Annotated in this window: 18 protein-coding genes and 1 riboswitch; of the genes, 10 read left to right on the plus strand and 8 right to left on the minus strand. The window is 67.6% G+C overall.

Features of this window, described 5'->3' with window-relative positions:
• Nucleotides 1-200: 200 nt before the first annotated feature.
• Nucleotides 201-1,304: a D-alanyl-D-alanine carboxypeptidase family protein gene (locus AC3WP6_RS13925; RefSeq protein ID WP_492628209.1), complete on the minus strand. Its 1,104-nt coding sequence runs from the start codon at nucleotides 1,302-1,304 to the stop codon at nucleotides 201-203.
• Between the two features lie 187 nt (nucleotides 1,305-1,491).
• On the opposite strand from AC3WP6_RS13925, the gene abc-f reads away from it, so the two are divergent.
• Both abc-f and AC3WP6_RS13935 read left to right on the plus strand, forming a co-directional pair.
• Nucleotides 1,492-3,348: a ribosomal protection-like ABC-F family protein gene (abc-f, locus tag AC3WP6_RS13930; RefSeq protein ID WP_492628210.1), complete on the plus strand. Its 1,857-nt coding sequence runs from the start codon at nucleotides 1,492-1,494 to the stop codon at nucleotides 3,346-3,348.
• A 29-nt stretch (nucleotides 3,349-3,377) separates the two neighbouring features.
• Nucleotides 3,378-4,019: a glutathione S-transferase family protein gene (locus AC3WP6_RS13935; RefSeq protein ID WP_492628211.1), complete on the plus strand. Its 642-nt coding sequence runs from the start codon at nucleotides 3,378-3,380 to the stop codon at nucleotides 4,017-4,019.
• Nucleotides 4,020-4,063: 44 nt separating this feature from the next.
• Here the strand turns inward: AC3WP6_RS13935 and AC3WP6_RS13940 are convergent, their stop codons facing one another.
• From AC3WP6_RS13940 to ppc, 3 genes are all read right to left on the minus strand, one after another.
• Nucleotides 4,064-4,561 (minus strand): TA system VapC family ribonuclease toxin, encoded by a 498-nt coding sequence (locus AC3WP6_RS13940; protein ID WP_492628212.1) that lies wholly within the window; start codon nucleotides 4,559-4,561, stop codon nucleotides 4,064-4,066.
• Nucleotides 4,549-4,785, minus strand: a complete 237-nt coding sequence (locus AC3WP6_RS13945; RefSeq protein ID WP_492628213.1) for a hypothetical protein — start codon at nucleotides 4,783-4,785, stop codon at nucleotides 4,549-4,551. The genes AC3WP6_RS13940 and AC3WP6_RS13945 overlap by 13 nt, the downstream gene beginning before the upstream one ends.
• Before the next feature lie 135 nt (nucleotides 4,786-4,920).
• Nucleotides 4,921-7,650 (minus strand): phosphoenolpyruvate carboxylase, encoded by a 2,730-nt coding sequence (gene ppc / locus AC3WP6_RS13950; RefSeq protein WP_492628214.1) that lies wholly within the window; start codon nucleotides 7,648-7,650, stop codon nucleotides 4,921-4,923.
• A gap of 285 nt (nucleotides 7,651-7,935) precedes the next feature.
• Nucleotides 7,936-8,016, plus strand: a riboswitch (S-adenosyl-L-homocysteine riboswitch).
• 74 nt (nucleotides 8,017-8,090) lie between these two features.
• Between ppc and ahcY the strand changes: the two genes are divergently transcribed.
• Nucleotides 8,091-9,530, plus strand: a complete 1,440-nt coding sequence (gene ahcY / locus AC3WP6_RS13955; protein ID WP_492628215.1) for an adenosylhomocysteinase — start codon at nucleotides 8,091-8,093, stop codon at nucleotides 9,528-9,530.
• Nucleotides 9,531-9,585: 55 nt separating this feature from the next.
• Here the strand turns inward: ahcY and AC3WP6_RS13960 are convergent, their stop codons facing one another.
• The 3 genes from AC3WP6_RS13960 to AC3WP6_RS13970 form a co-directional block, all read right to left on the minus strand.
• A complete protein-coding gene (locus AC3WP6_RS13960; RefSeq protein WP_492628216.1) occupies nucleotides 9,586-9,966 on the minus strand; it encodes a type II toxin-antitoxin system PemK/MazF family toxin in 381 nt (126 codons plus the stop codon).
• Nucleotides 9,960-10,214 (minus strand): AbrB/MazE/SpoVT family DNA-binding domain-containing protein, encoded by a 255-nt coding sequence (locus AC3WP6_RS13965; protein WP_492628217.1) that lies wholly within the window; start codon nucleotides 10,212-10,214, stop codon nucleotides 9,960-9,962. Before AC3WP6_RS13965 ends, AC3WP6_RS13960 begins: the two co-directional genes overlap by 7 nt.
• Nucleotides 10,215-10,370: 156 nt before the next feature.
• The gene (locus AC3WP6_RS13970) at nucleotides 10,371-10,928 is read right to left on the minus strand and encodes a DUF3228 family protein (protein WP_492628218.1); all 558 of its coding nucleotides are present in this window, start codon (nucleotides 10,926-10,928) and stop codon (nucleotides 10,371-10,373) included.
• A 138-nt stretch (nucleotides 10,929-11,066) separates the two neighbouring features.
• Between AC3WP6_RS13970 and metF the strand changes: the two genes are divergently transcribed.
• From metF to AC3WP6_RS13990, 4 genes are all read left to right on the plus strand, one after another.
• The gene (metF, locus tag AC3WP6_RS13975) at nucleotides 11,067-11,891 is read left to right on the plus strand and encodes a methylenetetrahydrofolate reductase [NAD(P)H] (protein ID WP_492628219.1); all 825 of its coding nucleotides are present in this window, start codon (nucleotides 11,067-11,069) and stop codon (nucleotides 11,889-11,891) included.
• A 40-nt stretch (nucleotides 11,892-11,931) separates the two neighbouring features.
• A complete protein-coding gene (locus tag AC3WP6_RS13980; protein WP_492628220.1) occupies nucleotides 11,932-12,486 on the plus strand; it encodes a DUF4124 domain-containing protein in 555 nt (184 codons plus the stop codon).
• Nucleotides 12,487-12,558: 72 nt separating this feature from the next.
• Nucleotides 12,559-13,476, plus strand: a complete 918-nt coding sequence (locus tag AC3WP6_RS13985) for a branched-chain amino acid transaminase (RefSeq protein ID WP_492628221.1) — start codon at nucleotides 12,559-12,561, stop codon at nucleotides 13,474-13,476.
• 116 nt (nucleotides 13,477-13,592) lie between these two features.
• Nucleotides 13,593-14,768 (plus strand): class I SAM-dependent rRNA methyltransferase, encoded by a 1,176-nt coding sequence (locus AC3WP6_RS13990; protein WP_492628222.1) that lies wholly within the window; start codon nucleotides 13,593-13,595, stop codon nucleotides 14,766-14,768.
• Between the two features lie 152 nt (nucleotides 14,769-14,920).
• Here the strand turns inward: AC3WP6_RS13990 and AC3WP6_RS13995 are convergent, their stop codons facing one another.
• The gene (locus tag AC3WP6_RS13995; RefSeq protein WP_492628223.1) at nucleotides 14,921-16,114 is read right to left on the minus strand and encodes an NAD(P)/FAD-dependent oxidoreductase; all 1,194 of its coding nucleotides are present in this window, start codon (nucleotides 16,112-16,114) and stop codon (nucleotides 14,921-14,923) included.
• Nucleotides 16,115-16,243: 129 nt separating this feature from the next.
• On the opposite strand from AC3WP6_RS13995, the gene AC3WP6_RS14000 reads away from it, so the two are divergent.
• The 3 genes from AC3WP6_RS14000 to AC3WP6_RS14010 are packed head-to-tail and all read left to right on the plus strand — an operon-like array spanning nucleotide 16,244 to nucleotide 18,677.
• A complete protein-coding gene (locus AC3WP6_RS14000; RefSeq protein ID WP_492628224.1) occupies nucleotides 16,244-17,698 on the plus strand; it encodes a DNA recombination protein RmuC in 1,455 nt (484 codons plus the stop codon).
• A 47-nt stretch (nucleotides 17,699-17,745) separates the two neighbouring features.
• Complete coding sequence (gene folE / locus AC3WP6_RS14005; protein ID WP_492628225.1) at nucleotides 17,746-18,351, plus strand: GTP cyclohydrolase I FolE; 606 nt, start codon at nucleotides 17,746-17,748, stop codon at nucleotides 18,349-18,351.
• On the plus strand, nucleotides 18,348-18,677 hold the full coding sequence (locus tag AC3WP6_RS14010; protein ID WP_492628226.1) for an EF-hand domain-containing protein: 330 nt from the start codon (nucleotides 18,348-18,350) through the stop codon (nucleotides 18,675-18,677). The genes folE and AC3WP6_RS14010 overlap by 4 nt, the downstream gene beginning before the upstream one ends.
• Nucleotides 18,678-18,710 lie beyond the last annotated feature (33 nt).

The raw sequence follows: 18,710 nt of genomic DNA on the forward strand, positions 1-18,710 counted from the left end.
GACGCGGGGTGTGCGGAAAATCGCCACAGAACACGCGGCCATATCGCCGCAAACTCCGCCTCTGCGCGACGCGCCACACAAAACCCCCGGCACCCCAAAGCCGCATTCCCGCGGGTCGGGATTCAGCCCGGCAGGCTTTCCGCAACGTGTTGTCGGGCCGAAGCCCAACCCACAAAGGTGGATTTCAAGCGGCTCCGCGCTCAGCCATCCACCTGGCGGCGGGCGGCAACGACCACCGCCTTCTTCGTCGGGTGATGGGCGGCGACGCGGGTGGTTGCCGCGTGGCGCACACGGCGCGACGCGGTCGCGCGGCGGCAAGCGGCAGTGTGCCGGGTGCAAGCGCTGGCCGCGGCAACCTTGCGATCCGACCGCGACTGGTGGGTGTGCGCGGCAACCCGCACCGAATGCGCGGACTTGGCGCGCCGCGAGGCCACGGCGGGCAACGGCGTGCGCGAGGCATCGGCGATGACGGCCAGCGGCGTTTCCTGCCCCGCGAAGCCGTCGTCCAGCAACCGCGCCATGAGGTTGTCGCGCACCGCAGCGGTGCGCCCGCCCAGCACCACGGCAAACAGCCGGCGCCCGTCGCGCACGGCGGTGGAGGCAAGGTTGAAACCGGAAGCGTCGATGTAGCCCGTCTTCAAGCCATCCATGCCGGGGTAGCGGTACATCAGGTGGTTGTGTCCGCGCACGATCTGGCCGCGAAACACGAACTCCTGGGTGGCGAAGAAATGCGCGTATTGCGGGAAATCGCGATACAGCGCCATTGCCAGCCGCACCAGGTCGTGCGCGGTGGAGGTGTTGTCGGGGTTGGGCAACCCGGAGGCATTCGCGAAATGGGTTTCGCCCATGCCCAGCAGATGCGCCTGCGCAGTCATCATGTCGGCAAACGCCGGTTCGCTGCCGCCAATGTTCTCGGCCATCACCGCGGCGGCATCGTTCGCCGACTTGGTGATCATGCCAAGGATGCAATCCCGCACGGAAATGGTCTGTCCGGCGCGCAGGCCAAGCCGGGTCGGCGACATGTTGGCGGCATGCGCGGAAACCTGCATTGGTTCATCGAGCTGCAGCTTGCCGCTCTTCAGCCCCTGAAACGTGAGGTACAGCGTCATCATCTTGGTGAGCGAAGCCGGATAATCGCGCTGGTCGGCATTCACCTGCTGCAGCACCTGGCCACTCGACGCGTCGACCACGATGGCGGCGTAACCCGCGTGCGCGGCACCGGCAAAGCCGGTCAGACACAGCAGCGCAACCCACGCGCGCATGCGCCAGCGCCGCAACACGCCCCCCCACGTCATCGGCTTCATTGTCACCCGGATTCCTCGCAACAGCCACATCGTCACCACATATTGCCGCCGACCATAACGCAACGCCGCCGTCAGTTCCACACGCGGTGCATCAACTCGCTGCGTTAAATATATGTTTTGGCACACAATGTCGACGGCGAAGCATCGCGCGTGCCGGTATTGGCTTGGCAGCCCGTTAGAATAAGGCATGTCCCTGATCCAATTGCAGCGCGTCGACTTCAGCATCGGCGGCCCGCTCCTGCTCGAACACGTCGATCTTGCGATCGAACCCCGCGAACGCATCTGCATCGTCGGCCGCAACGGTGAGGGCAAATCCACCCTGCTGCGCCTGATCGACGGCGAGTTCAAACCCGACGACGGCGAAATCCGCGTGCAAAGCGGCACCGTGATTGCGCGCATGGCACAAGAAGTGCCGCAACACACCGCGGGCAGCGTGTTTCACGTCGTGGCGCAAGGGTTGGGCGACCTCGGCGCACTGCTGGCGCGCTACCACCAATTGCTGGGCGCCAACGATCTCGATGCACTCGGCGAAGTGCAGCAGGCGATCGAAGCGCGTCACGGGTGGGACCTCGACCGCCGCGTGGCCGGCGTGCTGGAGCGGCTGGAGTTGCCGGGCGATGCCGATTTCGCCGCGCTTTCCGGCGGCATGAAGCGCCGCGTGCTGCTCGCGCAGGCGCTGGTGGCGCAGCCCGACGTGCTGCTGCTGGATGAGCCGACCAACCACCTCGACATCGAGGCGATCGACTGGCTCGAAGGCTTTCTCAAGGCGTTTGCCGGCACCCTGCTGTTCATCACCCACGACCGCAGCTTTCTGCAGGCGCTGGCCACGCGCATCGTCGAGATCGACCGCGGCGCAGTGACGGACTGGCCGGGCGACTACGCCAATTACCTGCGCCGCCGCGACGAACGCCTGCACGCCGAGGCGCAGGCCAACGCGCACTTCGACAAGAAGCTGGCGCAGGAGGAGGCCTGGATCCGCCAGGGCATCAAGGCCCGGCGCACGCGCAACGAAGGGCGCGTGCGGGCGCTGAAATCGCTGCGCGTCGAACGCGCGCAGCGGCGCGAACTGACCGGCAAGGCACGGATGACGGCCGCCACCGCGCAGGCTTCCGGCAAAAAAGTGATCGAGCTGGAGCACGTGTCCCAAAGCTTTGCCGGGCACGTGCTGTTTGACGACCTCTCCACCACCGTGATGCGCGGCGACCGGGTTGGCATCATCGGCCCGAACGGCGCCGGCAAAAGCACGCTGATCCGCATCATGCTGGGCGAGCTCACGCCCGCGCACGGCAGCGTGACGCGCGGCACCGGCATCGAACTGGCGTATTTCGACCAGCACCGCGTGCAGCTCGACGACACGCTGAACGCGCTGGACAACGTGGCCGAGGGTCGCGAGTACATCGAGCTGAACGGCCAACGCAAGCACATCATCGGTTACCTGCAGGATTTCCTGTTTTCCCCCGAGCGCGCCCGCGCGCCGATCACCCGACTTTCCGGCGGCGAGCGCAACCGCCTGCTGCTGGCCAAGCTGTTCGCCCAACCGTCCAACCTGCTGGTGATGGACGAGCCCACCAACGACCTCGACGTGGAGACGCTGGAGCTGCTCGAAGAACTGCTCACCGACTACACCGGCACCCTGCTCTTGGTGTCGCACGACCGCGCGTTTCTCGACAACGTGGTGTCCTCCACGCTGGTGCTCGAAGGCAATGGCCACGTGGGCGAATACGTGGGCGGCTACAGCGACTGGCTGCGCCAGCGGCCGGTCGCCGCCACCCCGGTCGTACCCGCACCTGCGCCGGCGGCGGTACCGCCACCCGTTGCCATCGCCAAGCGCAAGCTGAGCTACAAGGACCAGCGCGAACTGGAACAGCTGCCGGCCCGCATCGAAGCGCTGGAACAGGACATTGCCGCACGCGGCGCAGCGATGAATGCACCGGCTTTCTTCCAGCAGGAAAGCACCACCATCGTCGCCGCCAACGAGGCCCTGGCCAAGCTGCAGGGCGAACTCGACGCCGCCTACGTGCGCTGGACGGAACTGGACGGCTGAGCGCCGCGTATCATCGGCGGATACATCCTATGGAACGCGCCATGTACACGCTCTATTACGCCCCCGGATCGGCCAACCTCGTCGTGCATCTCGCACTGATCGAAACCGGCGCCCGCTACGAGCTCAAGAAGATCGACATCGAAAACGGCGAGCAGCGCACGCCGGCTTACCTCGCCATCAATCCGCTCGGCGTGGTACCAACGCTGATCGTCGATGGTGTCGCGCATACCGAGGCCGCGTCGCTAGCGATGCTGCTTGCCGAACGCCACCCGGATGCACGCCTCGCCCCAGCCGTCGGCAGCGCCCAACGTGCCGATTACCTGCAGTGGATGTTCTATCTCGCCAACAACCTGCAGTCGCTGTTCCGCCAGTGGTTCTACCCGGGCGACCACCTCGCCGAAGGCGCTGAGGCCGTCAAGGAACATTCGCGCATCGGCATCGAGAAGGGCTGGACCTTCCTCGACCGCCATCTCGCCGAACACGGTCCCTACCTGTTGGGCGACACCTTCACCCTGCCCGACCTCTACGCCCTGATGCTGATGCGCTGGGCGCGCCACATGCCCAGGCCCGCCACCGAATGGCCGCACATTGCGGCGCTGGCCACGCGGCTCAAGGCACGACCGGCGTGGCAGCGGATGTGCGAGGAAGAAGCGCTGGTGGAGTGGGCCTGAAAGGCCGGGATTCGGAAACGCTGTTCCCTTCGCCCCTGGCCGATCTACGCGATGACCTGCAGGGCGGCGTCGCCGCCCTGCACCGCGCTGGTCACCAGGCGCTTGTCGAAAGTGGCGAGTTTGCCGCCGCGCTGCACCGCCAACGCGAGCAGCCAGGTGTCGGTGACCTGCTCTGAAGTGAGCAGCCGGCTGCGATCGATCAGCGGCGAATCGAGCAGACTGAGGTCGGCGGGCCAGTACACGTGGCCGGGCTGACTGCACAGCTCAGCCAGCAAGTCGGCGGCGATGGCCGTGGTGGCCACGGCGTTGCCATAGCGCGGATGCGACATGTTGTGCAGTGCGCCGTTCTCGGTGAGGTTGCAGCTGGCCCGCGACGCACGCGCGGTGGCAAACCACGCGTGCGCCGGGGCGTGGTGCGGATGAGTCGGATCGAGCAGCGCGAGCAGCACGTTGACGTCGAGTAGCCACGTCGTGGCGCCGTTCGACCACTCGCCGCGTGCGTCGCGCACCCCTTGCTTCGCCTTGCGGGTCACGGTGCCCATGGCGACTCGTCGCGCAGGGCATTGATCTCGGCCAGGCTGGTCGGCTTCGCATCGGCGCGCACTGGCATCAGCCGGATGCCGTTGCGGAATTGCGGCGCTGCGACCGGTGCCAACCCCTTGCGGGCCAGCTCGGACACCACCTCGCCCAGCGTGCGCCCTTCGCGCTCCGCCAGCGCCCGCGCTGCGGCCAGCACGTCTTCATCGAGTTGGATCGTGGTGCGCATGGCAGGCTCCAGACGCCAGCTGCACGACTGGCCGGTGTCAGGCATCACGCATCACGCATCACGCATCACTGGTCAACTCGTGCGGCCGCATCGCATAGCGTCGCCCAGCATGGCTGGCGCTCCGCATGCACCGCCTCAACCCGTGTTCTGCAGCCCCTGCGCCACGCCGTTGACGCAGGCCACCAGCGACTTCAGCAGCGCGGCATCTTTCCGGTCGCTGGCCCGCCAGCGCTGGAGCAGGTCGACTTGCAGCAGGCTGACGGGGTCGATGTAGGGGTTGCGCAACGTGATCGAGGCGGCCAGCCGGGGGTTGCCGGCGAGCAGGTCGGCGTGGCCCTGCAGACGCAGCAGCCAGTGGCGGGTGCGCTCATATTCGTCGCGGATCAGCGCGTAGAAGCCGCCATGCAACGAGCCGGAAAGCCGGGAATAGGTTTCGGCAATGTCGAGGTCGCACTTGGCCAGCACCATTTCCACGTCGTCGACGACGTTGGCGAAGAACGGCCAGTCACGCGCCATTTCCGCCAATGCCTGCTCGCCGAATTGCTGCGCGCCGCGTTCGAGCGCGCTGCCCAGGCCATACCAGCCGGTGAGGATCGAGCGGTTCTGCGTCCACGCGAACACCCACGGGATGCAGCGCAGATCCTGTACGCCGTGCATGCTGCGGCGGCTCGCCGGGCGCGAGCCGAGCGTCATCTTTTCGATCACGTCGATCGGCGTCGCGCTGCGAAAATATTCGACGAAGCCTTCGCGCTCGACGAATGCGCGATAGGTTTGCCGGCTCACCGCGGACAGCACGCCCATGCGCGCGATCCATTGCTCCTCGCGTGGCTCGGCGCTGCGCGGACGCAGGCTGGCGCGCAGCACGGCACCCACGGTCTGCTCCAGGTTGCGCAGCGCCAGCGCGCGGATGCCGTACTTGCGGTGGATCACCTCGCCCTGCTCGGTGACGCGCAGCACGCCGGCCACCGAGCCGCGCGGCGAGGACATCAGCGCCGGGGTGACGCGCGCGCCGCCGCGACTGGCCGAGCCGCCGCGGCCGTGGAAAAACGCCAGCTCGATGCCGCCCTCACGCGCCACTTTCAGCAGCTCCGCCTGCGCGCGCTGCAAACCCCAGCGCGAGGCCAAGGTGCCGCCATCCTTGCCGCTGTCGGAGTAGCCGAGCATCACCCACTGCTGGTCGTTGCGCGCACGCAAGTGGTCGCGATACACCGGATCGGCCAGCAGGGCGCACAGCGTTGCCGGCGCGCTCTCCAGGTCGTCCACGGTTTCGAACAGCGGCGCAATGTCGATCGGCACCCGGCTGCCGGCCGCATCGACCAACCCGCCGTGGCGCGCCAGCGCCAGCACCGCGAGTACGTCGGCGGGCGTGCGCGCCATGCTGATGATGTACAGCCCGGTCGCATCCACGCCATAGCGCGTGCGGCTGGTCTTGACGGTGGCGAACACCGCCTGCAAGCGGGTGACGACGGGGTCGTCGGACGCCGCAAACGCCGCTTCGCCGCGCGCATACGGGCGCAGACGCTCGGCACGCGCCTCGGCGCTGCGGCCCGCCCACTCGGGGTCGGCAAACAGGATCGCCAGTGCGTCGTCGTGCACGCGCGAATCCTGGCGCACGTCGAGCCGCGCCAGATGGAAACCGAAGCTGCGCACGCGCCACACCAGGCGACGCACCGCATAGGCGCCGGCGTGGTCGCCCTTGTTGGCGGCCAGGCTGGTCTCGATGAGGCGGAGATCGCCGAGCCATTCGTCGACGCTGGGGTAGCCGCCTTCGGCATCGTCCTGGGTCAGTGCGAGACGCGCGCCGATCAGGTGCAGCAGGCAGCGGTACGGCATGTCCGCGTGGCGTGGGCGGATGGTCGCCGCCGCCTGCGGGAAACGCGCGCGGTAGGCGGCAAGGCGTTCCTGCAAGGCATCCGTCACCGCCACGCGGTCGTCGGTCTGGCTGAGCAGGCGGCCAAGCGCCGCAACATCCTCGCGATAACGCGCCAGTACCAGCTCGCGCTGCGCGTGCAGGCATTCCTCAATGGTGTCGGCACCCACCGCCGGGTTGCCGTCCATGTCGCCACCCACCCAGCTGGCAAACCGCAGCAGGCGCGGCAGGGGCACTGCCACGCCGTACACCTGGTTCAGGGCCTGCGCCAGCGATTCATACAACGCCGGCACGATGCGGTAGAGCGGATCGGCCAGATAGAAGTCCACATGCTCGCGCTCGTCCTGCACGCTCGGCTGCACCGGCGAGGCTTCGGCCGTTTGCCAGCCGGAGGTGAGCGCCATGTACATGCGTGCCTCGTCCTCCTGCTGCTCCTGCGGAGTACGCCCGCCGTCAAAGCCGTCGACCAGGGCACGCACGATCGCCTGCTCTTTTTCCAGCAACGAAGCGCGCACGGCTTCGGTCGGATGCGCGGTGAACACCGGCTCGACGTGCAGGCGGTTGAGCCACGCGATCAGCTCATCGGCCGTGACGCCGGCGGCTTTGAGGCGGGTGAGCACATCCAGCAGCGACTCCGGCTGCATCGCGTCGCCGGCACGCTGGTAGTCGCGACGCCGGCGGATGCGATGCACCCGCTCGGCAATATTCACTGCCTGGAAATAGGTGGCGAACGCGCGCGCCAGCGCTTCGGCGTGCGCCGGCGGCAAGCCGGCAAGCGGGTCGGCAAGCTTTGCCAGCGGGGAGTTTTTCTGTCGCCGTGCAATTGCTGCGGTGCGTATGCGCTCCACCTCCGCGAGAAAGCCGGGGTCGGCTTGCTCGGCCAGCATCTGGCCGACAAGCGCGCCAAGCCGCCGCACATCGTTGCGCAACGGCGCGTCGGGCAGGGCGGCATCGGGACTGCGGGAAGCATTCGGCACAGCGGCGTCAACTCGCACGAAGGAAGTCCAAGCCTAACGCAAGCGCCGTGGTTTTGTGCATCGCCGCAAAACTTTTTTTGCAAATGGACGTCTGAATGCGGAAAGCCGCCGCGGCAACCCGGGGCATGGGGCAAAGCCGTTTGGCGTCAGCGCGTACGCAGGTTCCCCTGCCCGGTGCTGTGCCACTGGCCGCTCAAGACGCCCAGGACGGATGCGGTCGCAGCGGCTGGCGTCGCTGCCATCCCCGACTCCCCAGCCCGCAACGGTCTGCGCGTGGCAGGTGCGCCGCTATACTTTGCAGCTCCCGTCGAGGGGCGCTGCGACCACGGCAATCGAACCGTGGCCAGGCTCGGCGGAACCTGACTGCAACGGCGCCCGGTTGGCTGCAATGCACCTGTCTGACAGGCGCGGCGCGGCACCGGCCACACGGCCGGCCCCCTACAAGAACCGGAGTACGCATGAACGCTGTCACCCAGATCCTCGCCACCGCCGCCAACAAGGTGCGCGACATCGGTCTCGCCGATTTCGGCCGCAAGGAGCTCGACATTGCCGAGCACGAAATGCCCGGCCTGATGGCGATCCGCAAGAAGCACGCCGCCACGCAGCCGCTCAAGGGCGTGCGCGTGTCCGGCTCGCTGCACATGACGATCCAGACCGCGGTGCTGATCGAGACGCTGAAAGCCGTGGGCGCCGACGTGCGCTGGGCTTCGTGCAACATTTTCAGCACCCAGGACCACGCCGCGGCCGCGATCGCCGCCACCGGCACCCCGGTGTTCGCCTGGAAGGGCGAGACGCTGGAGGAATACTGGGATTGCACGCTCGCCGCGCTCTCCTTCCCCGACGGCAACGGCGGCTTTCTCGGCCCGCAGCTGGTGGTGGACGACGGCGGCGACGCCACGCTCCTGATCCACAAGGGCTACGAGCTGGAAAACGGCAGCGACTGGGTCAACGGCGCCGCCGGCAGCCACGAGGAGCAGGTCATCAAGAACCTGCTGAAGCGCGTGGCGCAGGAGCGCCCGGGTTTCTGGCACACCGTGGTGCGCGACTGGAAGGGCGTTTCCGAGGAAACCACCACCGGCGTGCACCGCCTCTACCAGCTCGCCGAGGCGGGCAAGCTGCTGGTGCCGGCGATCAACGTCAACGACTCGGTGACCAAGAGCAAATTCGACAACCTGTACGGCTGCCGCGAATCGCTGGCCGACGGCCTGAAGCGCGCGATGGACGTGATGCTCGCCGGCAAGGTGGCCGTGGTGTGCGGCTACGGCGACGTCGGCAAGGGCTGCTCGCACTCCCTGCGCAACTACGGCGCGCGCGTGATCGTGACCGAGGTCGACCCGATCTGCGCGCTGCAGGCGGCGATGGAAGGCTTCGAGGTGAACACGGTGGAATCCACGCTCGGCGTGGGCGACATCTACGTCACCACCACCGGCAACTGCGACATCATCCGGCTGGAACACATGCAGGCGATGAAGGACCAGGCCATCGTCTGCAACATCGGCCACTTCGACAACGAGATCCAGGTGGACGCGCTGAACGAGTGCGGCGCGGTGCGCCTCAACATCAAGCCGCAGGTGGACAAGTACACCTTCAAGGATGGCCACGCGATCTTCCTGCTCGCCGAAGGCCGGCTGGTGAACCTCGGCTGCGCCACCGGTCACCCGAGCTTCGTGATGAGCAACAGCTTCGCCAACCAGACGCTGGCGCAGATCGACCTGTGGGAACACAAGGACAGCTACCAGCCCAAGGTCTACATGCTGCCGAAGAAGCTCGACGAGGAGGTCGCCCGCCTGCACCTGGACAAGATCGGCGTGAAGCTCACCACGCTCACCGCCAAGCAGGCCGCCTACCTCGGCGTGCCGGTGGAAGGGCCGTACAAGGCGGGGCATTACCGTTATTGAGCCGCTGGTTCAAGCCGGTGAAACACAACGGGCGCCGCGGGGCGCCCGTTGTGTTTCAGGCCAGCTGCACAATCTGGTTCAGTACCAGCAGCACCTCGGCAAACGGCCGGTCATCCAGGCTGCGCATCGGATGCGGCCTGCCGCCGCGCAGGCGCCAGTCGAACGACTTGGGCTGGTGGCACAGCACATAGCCGGTTGCGCCGGCTTTGCGTCCGCCGACCACACCTGCCGCGACCGCGAACGGGTTGGAGGCGTTATGGGCGGCCGTCGTCATGGGCAGTCCGACGACCAGCGAGGTGTGTTCATTGAAGGCTCGTGGCGAAAGCACCAGGAACGGACGCACATCGCGCATTTCCCGCCCGGCCTGCGGGCTGCAGTCGATCCAGATCACATCCTGACGATCCGGTACCCAGCTCTGCTTCGCCTTGGCTACCACCGTTCGGCACCGATTCGCCCATCGGCAACCATGGCCTCGCCGCCGTGCTTGCGTGGATCGAACCGGGCCAACCGTTGTTCGAGCGTCAGTGGCACGCCTTCCATTGGCGTCACCACCACGCGGCCATCTTCCACCGCCACGCTCACCCGTTGATCCGCGCGCAGACGGGCTGCGCGCACGATGGCCGCAGGCAAGCGCACGCCGAGATTGTTGCCCCAGTGCTTGATGTCCAGCTCGACGCTCGTCATGGCATGTCCTGTCCGATGTTTATACGCGGTTTAAACAAAGGTGCGTACAACGGCAACGGTGCGTCACCGGCGGACCGTCTCACATCACAGCCCCGGTCGGCATACATCCCGCCCTACCGATCACCGGAGCGGCACGCGGCATTCAACCATGCCCCATCACGCCCGCCAGTTCGCATGCCGCTCCCAGAAATCCACGCTGTGGCGGTACGCGGCGTGGTTGAGCGGCACGCCGGAACCGCCCTCGTCGACGCCCAGCGCGTTGCGCATCATGGTGATCGGCGCCATCGGGATTTCTTCCGGCGCCAGCGTATACAGGCAACCAACGATGCCCCACTGGGCAGTGATCGGCTCGTGCTCCTTGGCCAGTTGCTCGCGGCTGTAAAGAATCACGACGAGGTATTCGGCCACCGGCGGCTCGACGCCTTCGAACCAGCGCACCAGCACCGGCAGTTCGGTCTTGGTGCGCGCCTCGTAACCGCTGCGCAACAGGTGCCGGTTGGCGTCGGTGATGGGCTGGGTCAGGCAGCGTGTACTGGTCCAGTTGCGGTGGACATGCAACTTGCAGAACGGCGCGTAACCATCCAGCACACGCAGCGGCGGCTCGGCGTTCAGGCGTTCGACAAAGCTTTCGGGCGTGCAGTCGCGAATGGTGTTGGCCCGCGCCTCGCGCGGAAACAGGCGGGCACGGGCAAACGGGGTGAGTTCGATCGACATGGCAGGGTCGCTGCGGAAACCGGCCGCCAGCGTAGCCCAAGCGCCGGCAGGGCATTTCCTACCTTATGCATTCGGACGTCTATCTTTGCATCGCGATAGATGTATACAATGACTGCCGCCACGCCCCGAAGGACCTCCATGGCCGCGTTCAGCTTTGAATTCTTTCCGCCCAAGACCGACGAACAGCGCGCGCAGCTCGACCAGACCGCTGCGCAGCTGCTGGCCTGGCACCCGGATTACGTCTCGGTGACCTTCGGCGCCGGGGGCTCCACCCTCAGCTACACCGCGGAAACCGCGCAGCACCTCAAGCAGACCCACGGGCTCAAGGTGGCCCCGCACCTGTCATGCATGGGCGGCAGCCGCGCGGAGATTGCCGCGCTGCTCGACCAGTACCGGACAGCGGGCTTTCGGCGCATCGTCGCGCTGCGCGGCGACCTGCCCTCGGGCATGGCTTCGCCGGGCGATTTCCGCTACGCCGCCGAGCTGGTGCGTTTCATCCGCGAGCACGCCGGAGATCAGTTCCACATTGAGGTGGCCGCCTACCCGGAAACCCACCCGCAGGCGGAAAACGCGCATGCCGACCTGCGCAACTTCAAGGCCAAGGTGGACGCCGGCGCAAACGGCGCCATCACCCAGTACTTTTTCAACCCGGATGCGTATTTCCGCTTTGTCGACGATGTGCGCAAGCTCGGGGTGAACGTGCCGGTGGTGCCGGGCATCATGCCGATCGCCAATTACAGCCAGCTGCAGCGGTTCTCCGACATGTGTGGCGCCGAGATTCCGCGCTGGATCGGCAAGCGCATGCAGGCGCACGGCGACGATGCCGCGTCGATCCGCGCGCTGGGCGCCGAAGTGGTGGCGCAACTATGTCGCCGGCTGCTCGATGGCGGTGCGCCGGGGCTGCATTTCTACACGCTCAACCGCGTGCGGGCGACCCGTGCGGTGCTGGAGCAGCTCGACTGACGCACGGTTCGCGGCGGGCGCACACGCTACGCTCGAGGCCATGCGTTGCACGATCTTCCTGTGGTGGCTGGCCTTGCTTGCCTGCGCCTTGCCGGCGCACGCGCAAACCACCGTGCATCGCTGCATCGACGCCCATGGCTCGCCGGTGTTCAGCGATCAACCCTGCGCCACGCTGGCTGCCACACCGGTGCAGCAACCCGCTGCCGCGCGCAGCGCAGCAGGGCCGACAGGTGGGCCGGTCCCGCTGCAGCGTTGCGCTGCCTCGCCCGCAGCGTTGCGCCAGCACGTGATCGACGCCTTCGCCGCACGCGACCCCAACCGACTCGCCGGCCTCATGCTGTGGCGCGGCTACGGCAGCCATGCAGCCGTGGGCGATATCCGCACCCTGGACGCGCTGGTGCGCGCGCCACTGATCGGCATCCATCTGGGCGACGAGGAAGAAACCGAAGCCGCGCCCGCGACCAGCGCGCCACCTCCCACACAAACCGTTGACGCCCGCAGCTTGCAAGTGCGTACCGGCGGCGCCGGCGGACGCCGCGCACGTTTCGAGATCGCGCGTCGGGCGGGCTGCCTCTGGCTGCGTTTCGCCGGCTGATTGCGTGCGGGCGCAGCATGCTTGCGTGCGGGGCGCGGACTACCATACGCAGTCCCCCAATGGAGCATTGTCATGGCGCAGCAGTACCCGGATTGGCTTTGGCAGAACGGCGAGATGAAGCCGTGGGCCCAAGCCACCACCCACGTGATGTCGCACGCGTTGCATTACGGCTCCTCGGTGTTCGAAGGCATCCGCAGCTACGCGACGCCGGACGGCGCAGCGATTTTCCGCCTTACCGACCACCTCAAGCGCTTCTACAACTCCGCCAAGATCTATGACATGGCGCTACCGTACACGCGCGAGGAACTCGCGGCGGTATGCCGCGACGTGTTGCGCAAGAACAAGCAGACGGCGTCCTATATCCGACCGGTCGCCTGGCGCGGCCTGGGCGGCTTTGGCATCTCGGCCGAAACCCCGATCGAAGTGGCGGTTGCCGCCTGGCCGATGGGCCCTTACCTCGGGCCAGAGGCGCTGGAAAACGGCATCACCGCGTGCGTGTCGAGCTGGCACCGGTTTGCCCCCAACACCATCCCGGCCGGCGCGAAAGCCGGCGGCAATTACCTTTCCGGCCAGCTGATCGCGCGTGAAGCGCGCAGCCGCGGGTTCGGCGAAGGCATTGCCCTTACGCCGAACGGCCTGCTGTCCGAGGGTGCCGGGGAAAACCTGTTCCTGGTGTTTGACGGCGCGCTGCACACCACCCCGGCCAGCGCATCGATCCTGTCCGGCATCACCCGCCACTCGCTGATCACGCTGGCGCACGAAAACGGTATCGAGGTGATCGAGCGCGACCTGCCGCGCGAGTATCTCTACCTCGCCGACGAGGTGTTCATGTGCGGCACCGCCGCCGAAATCACCCCGATCCGCGAAGTGGACGGCAAGCAGGTCGGCGCCGGCAAGGCCGGCCCGGTCACCCGCCACCTGCAGGAGTTGTTCTTCGGCCTGTTCAACGGCAAGACCAACGACCAGTGGGGGTGGCTGGAAGCGGTCTGACCGGACGGTTGGCCGACGCGACACGACGAGGCCCCGGCGCAAGCCGGGGCTTTGTTTTGCCGGATCGCCGGCGCCCAAGGCGCGGGAAGCCGGACAACGACCGCTATCATGGCCACATGCCCGACTCCCCTGCCGCACTGCCCGCCATCCAGCTCAAATCCGACCGCGCGCCCGGCCACCCGTGGGTGTGGTCGGCCCAGGTGGTCAAGCCCGAAACCCGGCTGCCGCCCGGCAGCGTGGTCGACGTGCTAGATGCCAAGGGCCGCTTTGTCGGCCGCGGTTTCTGGAACGGCCACGCGCGCATCGCGCTGCGCCTCCTGACCCAGCACGCCAATGAAATCATCGACGCCAACTGGATCGCCGCGCGCATCGATCGCGCTGTGCGCCTGCGCCGCGAGCTGCTGGATCTCGACCGCGACACCGACGCTTGGCGCGTCGTGCACAGCGAGGGCGACGGGCTTTCCGGCCTGGTCGTCGACCGTTACGCCGACGTGCTGGTGGTCGAATACTTCGCCGCCGGCATGTGGAAGTTCCGCGATGCGATCCACGCCGCGCTGCTCACGCAGTTTCCCGGCGCGCGCATCTACCGCTTTGCCGAAGCCCACGTGCAGAAGCAGGAATCCTTCGACTGCCGCGCCGAGGAGCCGCCCGCACCGGTTGCCGTGCATGAATTCGGCCTCACGTTCCACGCCGCCCCCGGCGCCGGCCACAAGACCGGTTTCTTTGCCGACCAGCGCGATAACCGCCGCCGCTTCGCCCAGCTCGCCCGCGGCCGCCGCGTGCTCGACCTGTGCTGCAACGCCGGCGGCTTCGCGGTGCACGCGCGGGCACACGGCGCACAGGCGGCCATTGGCGTGGACATGGATGCCGGCATTCTCGACATCGCCCGCGCCAACGCGCAGGCCAACCGCGTGGCGGTGGATTTCCAGCAGGCCGACATTTTCGACTGGCTGCGCGCCGCCGTTGCGCGCGGCGAGCGCTACGACGCGGTGGTGCTCGACCCGGCGAAGCTCACGCGCGACCGCAGCAAGCTCCACGACGCGCTGAAAAAATATTTCGCCATGAATCGCCTCGCGCTGGATGCGCTGGCGTCCGGCGGCATCCTCCTCACCTGCTCATGCACCGGGCTGGTCACCACCGCGGATTTTCTCGAAATGCTGCGCCGGGTGGCGCTCAACGCCGGGCGCGGGATCCAGATCCTCGGCGTGCATGGTGCCGGCCCCGACCACCCGGTGCGCACCGACGTGCCGGAAAGCCGCTACCTCAAGGCGGTGTTCTGCCGGGTGGAATGACGTCTCGCCGCGCGGCTTGCGGCAATCCCGGTCGGGATGAATCCCGACCCACAAGACGCGGCGCTTCGTGGATCGGACTTCAGTCCGACAACGACCTCGCGAAAAGCCCAGTCGGGCCTCAGCCCGACCGGCTTCTACCTAAAGCGCCGCCATCACCCCGCCACCGGCAACCGCCCCTTGAGCGTGGTGGCGTCGAACGGCCCCTTCTCCGCGATCAGCGCGCGCGCGGCGTCGACCTGGCCCCACACGTTCCACAGCAGCACGCCGCGCACGCGGCCGTGCTCGAGGTAATACACGACCCCTTCGCGGTACGGCACCTTCCAGTCCTCGACCATCTGCAGGCGCGCGTCGAGCAGGCCGACGGCCTCGTAGCCCAGGTCGAACAGGTCGGAATAGAAGAACGGCAGAGTGTCGTAGCTGGCGTCCTTGCCGGCCATCGACAGGCCGGCAACGCGGCCCTGCGAAAGCGCGGCGTCTTCGTGCTCCACGCGCAGGTTGCGTTCGAGCGCATCGCTGCGGAAATTGGCGACGTCGCCGGCGGCCCAGATGTCCGGGTCGCTGGTGCGCATGTGCGCGTTGACCAGGATGCCGTTGTCCACCGCCAGCCCGGCCTGCTCGGCCAGCGCCACGTTGGGCACCACGCCGATCCCGGCTACCACCAGTTGCACGCGCAACAGCTCGCGCTCGGGCAGGGTGAGCTCGACGCCGCCGTCAATCGGCTGGCTGCCGGCGATGCGGGTGTCGTTGCGCACGATCACGCCGTGCTGGCGGTAATAGTCGTCGAGAAACTTCGCCAACCCATCGGGGTAGCGCAGTGCGCCGATGTGCGCGTCCGGAAACAACATGCACACCTCGCAGCCCACGCCGGCAAGTGCAGCGGCGATTTCGGCGCCGATGAAACCGGCGCCGACCACGCCGACGATCGACCCGCGCTCAACCTGCCCGCGCAGCGCCTGATAGTCGTCCAACGTGCGGAAGTGAATGATCTTTTCGCCGCCTTCCAGCGGCAACTGCCTGGGGCTGGTACCGGTCGCCAACAGCAACCGCCGATAGTGGTACTGGTCGCCGCGGTCGTCGTGCACCACGTGCGCCTTGCGGTCCGCCATCACCGCGCGTCGGCCGAGGTGCAACGTGGCACCGGTGGCGGCAGTACCGAGATCGATCTCGGCCACCGTCTTGTCACCCTTCCACAGCGCCTTGGACAGCGGTGGGCGCTGGTACGGGGCGTGGTTCTCGGCGCCGACGATGCCGATGCTTGCTGCCGCATCCACTTCGCGAATGGCCTTGGCTGCCGCATCCGCGGTCATGCCCCCGCCGACAATCAGGTAATCGTGCGTATGTTCCATCTCCACTCCCCTCGCTGGGCGGCTGGCGTCGTCGGTGACGATGGCGAAAGCCGCGTGAATCCGGCGTCGCAAGCCGTGCGACGTCAGGTCGTAAACTGCCGGTCGATCCTACCTGCGTGAAACCCGTTCATGGAAGCTGGCTCCATCATGCTGATCGTCCTGCTGTTGCTGCTCATCCTCGTGCTCGTGCTGCAAGGCGTGCTGCTCGTGCGTGGCCGCGGCGACGACGGCCTCGCGACGCGGCTGGACGGCCTGCGTGACGACAACGAACGCCTCGAGCGCGCGTTGCGCGAGGAACAACGCAGCGGCCGCGAGGAGCTGCAGCAGGGTTTCGAGCGCTTCCGCGGCCACGTCAACGAGCAGCTCGACGGCATGTCGCGCGCGCAGGCCGAGCGCATCGACGGCTTCGGCCAGCGCCTCGCCACACTGACCACGCAAACCAGTGGCGGACTGGACACCCTGGCCCAGCGGCTCACCGAGGACGCGCGCAAGAGCCGCGCCGAGCTGGCACAGGCACTGGCGAACTTCGGCGAGCAGCAGCAGCAACGCCTGGGCGCGCTCGGCGCCGAGCACGAAAAGCGCATGGGCGAAGTGCGCGCCACGCTCGAAGGCCAGCTCAAGACGCTGCGCGAGGACAACGCCGCACAGCTCGAAAAAATGCGTGCCACGGTGGACGAAAAACTGCAGAACACGCTGGAAAACCGCCTCGGCCAATCGTTCAAGCTGGTCTCCGAGCGGCTCGAAGCGGTACAGCGCGGGCTGGGCGAAATGCAGAGCCTCGCCACCGGCGTGGGCGACCTGAAGCGCGTGCTGGGCAACGTCAAGAACCGCGGCATCCTGGGCGAAGTGCAGCTCGGCGCGCTGCTGGAACAACTGCTCACGCCCGACCAGTACGCCGCCAACTGCGCCACCGTGCCGGGCTCGAACGAGCGCGTGGAATACGCCATCCGCCTGCCGGGCGCCGAACGCGACCACCCGGTATGGCTGCCGGTGGACGCGAAGTTTCCGCGCGAGGACTACGAGCGCCTGCTCGACGCCCAGGAGCGTGCCGATGCCGAAGCCGCGGGCGCCGCCGCCCTCGCGCTCGAACGCCGCATCCGCGACGAGGCCAGGACCATCCGCGACAAATACGTGGCCCCGCCGCACACCACCGACTTCGCCATCCTGTTCCTGCCCACCGAAGGCCTGTACGCCGAAGTCATCCGCCGCCCCGGCCTGTTCGAGGCACTGCAGCGCGAGCAGCGGGTGACGGTGGCCGGGCCAACCACGCTCAGCGCGCTGCTCAACAGCCTGCAGATGGGCTTTCGCACGCTGGCGATCCAGCAGCGTTCGAGCGAGGTGTGGCAACTGCTGGGCGCGGTGAAAACCGAGTTCGGCAAGTTCGGCGACATTCTGGACAAGGCCAAGCGCCAGCTCGACAGCGCGCGCAACAACCTTGACGACCTGGTCGGCAAGCGCAGCCGCGCGATCGCGCGCAAGCTGCGCGGCGTCGAGTCGCTTGGCGGCGACGATGCGCAACGCCTGCTTGGCGGCCCCGCGGTCGACGACGAGATCGGTGACGAGGCCGGCGACGATGAAGCGTGAGCGGGCGCGAACGCTACACTGATGCTTTCGGAACCTTCGAGAATCCCATGAGCGAACCACCGTCGCCGCGCACCGTCACCCGCGAACAGGCCGAAGACGCCGTGCGCACGCTGCTGCGCTGGGCCGGCGACGATCCGGCGCGCGAAGGCCTGCTGGACACCCCGGCGCGCGTCGCGCGCGCCTACCGCGACTGGTTCTCCGGCTACGACGAGGACCCGGCCGAATTCCTGCTGCGCACGTTCAAGGAAGTGGACGGCTACGACGAGATGGTGGTGCTGCGCGACATCGAGTTCGAGAGCCATTGCGAACACCACCTCGCGCCGATCATCGGCCGCGCGCACGTGGGCTACCTGCCGACCAACCGCGTGGTCGGCATCTCGAAGCTCGCGCGCGTGGTCGACGGTTTCGCGCGCCGCCTGCAGGTGCAGGAAAAACTCACGGCGCAGATCGCCCAGTGCATCCAGGACACGCTGCAGCCGGCCGGCGTCGCGGTGGTGATCGACGCCACCCACGGCTGCATGACCACCCGCGGCGTGCACAAGACGGGGGTGTCGATGATCACCAGCCACATGCTCGGCGCGTTCCGCAACGACGCCCGCACCCGCGCGGAGTTCCTCGAATTCATAGGCCTGCACGGCAGCATGCGGCGGTGAGAGCCGCGGCAGTCGCCGCGCTGCTTGCGCTGCTGCCGCTCGCGGCGGCGGCGCAAACCACGCGCCACGCCTACCTGGATCAATTCGACACCGACGGCGATGGCTGCGTGAGCGAGGCGGAATACGTGGCCTACATGATGCGCGGTTTCGACCAGATGGACACCAACCACGATGGCGCGCTCGCAGCCGAAGAGCTGCCTGGCCACCATGGCAAGCCGGTCACGCGCACGCAGTGGCAAGCCGATCTGCACCGCCAGTTTCATCGGCTCGACCGCCGCCATACCGGCTGCCTCGACGCGCAAGAACTCACGGCGCCGCCGGGCTGACCGGCGCATTTCGCCACGGGCCAGCCGCACGGT

The sequence above is a fragment of the Rhodanobacter sp. FW106-HT46G03 genome, from assembly GCF_058789895.1.